This window comes from Candidatus Pelagibacter communis (assembly GCF_001180105.1).
Taxonomy (GTDB): domain Bacteria; phylum Pseudomonadota; class Alphaproteobacteria; order Pelagibacterales; family Pelagibacteraceae; genus Pelagibacter; species Pelagibacter ubique_K.
Map to the genome: position 1 here is coordinate 1 of NZ_CVSO01000005.1, position 5,124 is coordinate 5,124.

Genomic DNA, 5,124 nt, shown 5'->3' on the forward strand with positions numbered 1-5,124 from the left:
GGTTTGATAAGATAAATAAAAAAAACGAAGGTGAAGATGACATGTTAGACCAAGCTTATGAACCAAAAAAAAATAGCAGACTTAGTTGCCAAATTATTGTTTCAGATGATTTAGATGGTTTAGTAGTAGACATGCCAGAAAAACAAACTTAATGATTAAAACAGATGCGTTAATTATTGGAGCTGGACCAACAGGTCTTTTTACAGCACATCAATTAAAATTAATTGGTTTAGATTGTGAGATCGTTGACAACTTGGATAAAATAGGTGGACAATGTATAGAGCTTTATCCTGACAAACCTATTTACGATATTCCTGCAGTTCCAGAATGCACAGGTGAAGAGCTTACTAATAATTTAATTAATCAACTAAAACCATTTGATATTAAATTTCATTTATCTGAAAGAGTTGATGAAGTTAAAAAAGATGGGGATAAGTGGATTGTTAAAACAAATAAAGGAACTTCCTTTACTACTCCGAATGTTATAATTGCAGGTGGAGTTGGATCATTTGAACCAAGAAAGTTTTCAGTTGAAGGACATGAGAAATTTGAAAATAAATCAATTTTATATTCAATAAAGGATAAAAATATTTTTAAAGGCAAAACAGTTTCAATTTTTGGTGGTGGGGATAGCGCTTTAGATTGGGCTGTTGAATTGTCAAATAATTGTAATGTTAATCTGATACATAGAAGGGATGAATTTAGAGGCGCTCAGGCAACTGTTGATAAGGTTCATGAATTAACAAAATTAAAGAAAATAAATCTTTTTACCAAGTTTCAATTAAAAAAACTTAATGGTTCAAGTAAAATTGAAAGTATAGATATTGAAGATGATGATAAACAAAATAAAAATTTAAAAACTGATTATGTGCTAGGTTTCTTTGGGCTTATTATGCAGTTAGGACCAATTGCAAATTGGGGGCTAAATATTGATAAAAAAACAGTCGAAGTTGATACTGAAAAATTCGAAACAAACCAAAAAGGGATTTATGCTGTTGGTGATATATGTAACTATCCAGGAAAATTAAAATTAATTTTGTCAGGTTTTCACGAAGGGGCTTTAGCAGCGAGGGCATGTTTCAAATTAGCTAGGCCAAATGAGAAATATCGTTTTGAGTTTACAACATCTTCAAAAGCTATAAAAAACAGACTTGGCGTTAAAAGTGATTGAGCTTTTTACAGCCGACACACCTAATGGAAAAAAGATCTCAATTATGCTTGAGGAAATTCAATATGAGTACAAAGTTACAAAGGTTAATTTGTTCAAAAATGAACAATTTAACCCTGAGTTTAAAAAGATAAGCCCATTTAATAAGATCCCTGTAATTAAAGATCATGATAACGGTAAAATAATTTTTGAGTCTGGTGCAATCTTGATCTACCTAGGTAATAAAAGTGGTAAATTTTATGACGAAAAAAATAGAGATCAAATCAATCAATGGTTAATGGCCCAGATGGGTTATGTCGGACCAATGCTAGGCCAACATCACCAGTTTCATCATTATAATCCAGGAAAAAGTAAATTTGGTGAAGATAGATATTTTAAGATTTCAAAGGCAATCTATAACGATTTAGATCTAAGATTATCACAATCAAAATTCTTAGCAGGTGAAGAGTACTCTATCGCTGACATAGCTACATGGCCATGGATTGCTAGACATGATTGGCATGATATCGGACTTGGGAATTATAAAAATTTAACGAAATGGTATCTAAATATTTCTAATAGACCTGCAGTGATTAAAGGTTATGACTTCATGCAAAAAGGTGAAACCATACCTTTACCCTAAAACTTTGAAACCTAAACTTAATTGGTTTGATGGAAATACTAATTTTTCTTTGAATATTTGTTCCCAATTTTTTGGTATTTTGTAGTCATTTAGGCTGTAGTCTAATCTATTTTCTTTTTTAAAAATATTTTTACTATATGGTACGGTAGTTTTTTCCCAGATACTAAAGTAAACATAATTTACTATTTTATTAAGATTATCAAAATAATAATCGATTACTTTTTTATCCATCTCATGAAAACAGTCTATACCTAAAGCTAGATCAAAAAATTTATCTTTAATAATACGCAACTGATGAGGAAATATAAAGCTAATATCATTTTCCTCTATCTCTTTCGTTAATTTTTTACCATCATTGATATTGATTAATAAATTAATTTTTTTTTCCGGAAAAGATAACTTAAGTCTTTTAAAAGATATATAAATAGCTGGCGATATATCACAAATAACGTATTTTAAATTTTTTTTAATTGAAAGAACCGTTTCACATGTCCTGCCTGAGCCAGCACCAATTTCAAGAATTTTTTTAAAACTATTAATTTCAAAGGCTTTGCTTATCTTTTCATAATCAAGCAAAGACGCAATTTTATCGGTTGTTACTTTAAAATTTTCAATATTAATATATGGGTCGTTAAACCCTAAAAAAGCGTCATCTTTAATCTTATTAATATTTTGAAAGGAAGCTAATTTTTTTAGATTGTAAAAAAGAATATAGCAAATATAATTATATCCAATACTTTCCTTCAAAGAAAATCCATCTTGTTTTTTAAATATCTCATTACTCTGAATATTAAACGGTTTATCCTCAAGATTTTTAATAGCTTGATCAAACCATTCATCATGAAAGATTTCGCTAAAAGTGTAGTAATTTCTTGCAATTGTTGACCCATATTTGGATAATCCACTTTTAATTAATGACTTGTAATTTTGAATATTTAAAACGTGCCAGTAGTTTGACACAAGATCATAGGAGTCAGATTCTATAAAATTTTCTGTAATTTCTTTTAATGTTTTGTCTAAATTTTCCTTATCTTTAATTGAATTCCAGTATTTATCAAATCTTTCAGGAAAAACTCTTTTTATATATTTTTTCATTATTGTTTAATCGTCAGCATAAACTTTTTCTTCTTTTTCATGTTTTTCTTGCGCTGCGATTGATAAAGTAGCCACTGGTCTTGCCATTAATCTTTTTAATCCTATAGGCTCTCCTGTATCTTCACAAAATCCGTAGGTTCCATCTTTTAATCTTTTCAAAGCCTCCTCTATTTTCGAAATAAGCTTTATTTGTCTATTAATGGCTCTCATTTCTACATTTTTTTCGGTATACGAACTAGCTTGGTCGACTATATCTGCTGATGTGCTGTTATCGTCCATTGAGCTGTTATATAAGGCCTCATTATTAGACCTAATTAAATCTTTCTTCCAGTCAGATAACTTATTTTTAAAAAATAACTTATGTTTTTCGCACATGTATTTTTCAGTTTCTTTAGGGATATAGTTTTTAGAAATTTTAACCATATTAATTACTGGGCGCTCGCAGTATATTCAGCAATTAAATGGTGTCAAGAAACCATTAATTGTATAAATAGATAGATATATGTTTAAAAAAAGCAACATTAGTAATTTATTCTATTTTTTTTTAGTTGCTCACTTATTAATTTGGACTTTGATTCCATATATAACAAATAATAATTTACCATTGGATACGATAGAAGCATTAGCTTGGGGTAGTAATTTAGATTGGGGATATAACAAGCATCCACCAGTTAGTGCTTTCTTTGTTGAATTTTTTTATTTTTTCTTTGGAAGTAATGACATCGCATATTATTTTTTAAGTCAAATTTTTGTAATATCAGCCTTTTATATAGTATGGATATTTTCTAATGAATTTTTTCAAAATAAAACTTTAAGTTTCTTTTCTGTTTTAATTCTAGAAGGAATATACTTTTACAATTTTACTACCCCAGAATTTAACGTAAACGTTTGCCAATTACCTTTTTGGGCTTTTACGGTTTATCTTACATGGAAATTATACATGAAGAAAGATACAAATACTGTAATTCTAATTTTATTAGGTGTTACTGCTGCAATTGGATTTTTAACAAAGTACTTATTCGCTTACTTGCTTTTATCAATAGTAATGATTTTTGCTTATGAATTTTTTATCACAAAAACTAGGAAAATAGATTTTAAACATTATTTACCAATTGAAATATTTTTTGTTTTGTTAGTTCCACATTTAATTTGGCTTTTTCAGAACGATTTTGTAACAATTAAATATGCTTTTAATAGAGCCGGGTTAGTAGATTATAGTTTTTTAAATCACTTCAAGTTTCCAATTATATTTTTGGTAAAACAAATTGGAATATTAATTCCTTTTTTTGTTCTTTGTTATTTCGTAATTAAAAAAATAAAAGTTAGATTTGATATAAAGGATAAAAAAAAATTTTTTATTTTATTAATAAATTTTCTGCCGATAATTTTAATGCTTATAACTTCAGTAGTCACTGGCTCAAAAATACGGACAATGTGGATGACACCTTTTTATCTTTTTTTCGGTATTTTTATTTTAAGCATATTTGATATTAAGGATGATGAAAAAACATTTAAAGAATTTTTCAAGCCATTTTTAATTTTATTTTTGTTATCTCCAATTACTTATGGGCTGGTCTCATTAATAAGTGAAAATAAAAGAACTGATTATCAGGGCAAGATTGAAGTTGATAAAGTTCTTCAAATTTGGCAAAAAGATTTTACAAAACCAATTAATGTAGTTCTGGGAGATGAGTGGCACGCAGGTAATATATCTTACCACATGAAAGGAAGACCTGTATGGCTTGGAGAAATAAATCAAGAAAATGTCGATTTATTAAATGCATACATCTGTACCAAAAAAGTTTGTGTAGGTTATAGATGAAAAAAATAATAATCTTAATTCCAGTTTACAACGATTGGAGATCCGTTGAAAAACTTATTGAGGATATAAATTTAAAGGTAAAAAACATCAACAGTGAATTCTCAATTTTTTTAATTAATGATGGATCAACTGAGAAATATGATGATAAAAGATTCTCCACAGAGGAAATAAAAGTTAAAGTAATCAGTTTATTAACAAATGTTGGACACACTAGAGCTATTGCAACAGGTTTAAGATATATTAATGAAAAAGAGGATTTTGACTATGTAATTCCTATGGATGGTGATGGGGAGGACAGACCTGATGAAATTAGTAAATTTATAGAAAGCACGGATTATTACGTTGATAAAGCAATAGTCGGTGAAAGAATTAAAAGATCTGAAGGATCAATTTTTACTTTTTTTTATGTAGTTCATA

Annotated in this window: 6 protein-coding genes and 1 pseudogene; 5 read left to right on the forward strand and 2 right to left on the reverse strand. The window is 28.3% G+C overall.

What is annotated here, in order from left to right:
- From AMN84_RS05165 to AMN84_RS01345, 3 genes and pseudogenes are all read left to right on the forward strand, one after another.
- Positions 1–152 (forward strand): annotated as a pseudogene (locus AMN84_RS05165) (2Fe-2S ferredoxin); the annotation flags it as partial.
- Complete coding sequence (locus AMN84_RS01340) at positions 152–1,171, forward strand: NAD(P)/FAD-dependent oxidoreductase (protein ID WP_075482739.1); 1,020 nt, start codon at positions 152–154, stop codon at positions 1,169–1,171. The pseudogene AMN84_RS05165 and the gene AMN84_RS01340, both read left to right, overlap by 1 nt.
- Positions 1,164–1,790 carry a glutathione S-transferase family protein gene (locus AMN84_RS01345; protein WP_075482747.1) on the forward strand — a complete coding sequence of 209 codons (627 nt, stop codon included), beginning with the start codon at positions 1,164–1,166 and terminating at the stop codon, positions 1,788–1,790. Before AMN84_RS01340 ends, AMN84_RS01345 begins: the two co-directional genes overlap by 8 nt.
- Here the strand turns inward: AMN84_RS01345 and AMN84_RS01350 are convergent.
- Both AMN84_RS01350 and dksA read right to left on the reverse strand, forming a co-directional pair.
- The gene (locus AMN84_RS01350; protein ID WP_075482741.1) at positions 1,782–2,885 is read right to left on the reverse strand and encodes a putative sugar O-methyltransferase; all 1,104 of its coding nucleotides are present in this window, start codon (positions 2,883–2,885) and stop codon (positions 1,782–1,784) included. The two genes, AMN84_RS01345 and AMN84_RS01350, sit on opposite strands and share 9 nt — an antisense overlap.
- A gap of 6 nt (positions 2,886–2,891) precedes the next feature.
- The gene (dksA, locus tag AMN84_RS01355; RefSeq protein WP_075482743.1) at positions 2,892–3,308 is read right to left on the reverse strand and encodes an RNA polymerase-binding protein DksA; all 417 of its coding nucleotides are present in this window, start codon (positions 3,306–3,308) and stop codon (positions 2,892–2,894) included.
- A 79-nt stretch (positions 3,309–3,387) separates the two neighbouring features.
- Here dksA and AMN84_RS01360 point away from each other — a divergent pair, with 79 nt between their 5' ends.
- Both AMN84_RS01360 and AMN84_RS01365 read left to right on the forward strand, forming a co-directional pair.
- Entirely contained in the window at positions 3,388–4,707 is a 1,320-nt protein-coding gene (locus tag AMN84_RS01360) for a glycosyltransferase family 39 protein (RefSeq protein WP_075482745.1), read from the forward strand.
- Positions 4,704–5,124, forward strand: a 421-nt coding sequence (locus AMN84_RS01365; RefSeq protein WP_143755522.1) for a glycosyltransferase family 2 protein, incomplete at its 3' end; no start/stop codon positions are given. The genes AMN84_RS01360 and AMN84_RS01365, both read left to right, overlap by 4 nt.

What these genes read in the sequence shown, in the direction of transcription:
- AMN84_RS01350 (WP_075482741.1), bottom strand. Translation starts at nt 2,885, where the DNA reads ATGAAAAAATATATAAAAAGAGTTTTTCCTGAAAGATTTGATAAATAC.
- AMN84_RS01340 (WP_075482739.1), top strand. Translation starts at nt 152, where the DNA reads ATGATTAAAACAGATGCGTTAATTATTGGAGCTGGACCAACAGGTCTT.
- dksA (WP_075482743.1), bottom strand. Translation starts at nt 3,308, where the DNA reads ATGGTTAAAATTTCTAAAAACTATATCCCTAAAGAAACTGAAAAATAC.
- AMN84_RS01360 (WP_075482745.1), top strand. Translation starts at nt 3,388, where the DNA reads ATGTTTAAAAAAAGCAACATTAGTAATTTATTCTATTTTTTTTTAGTT.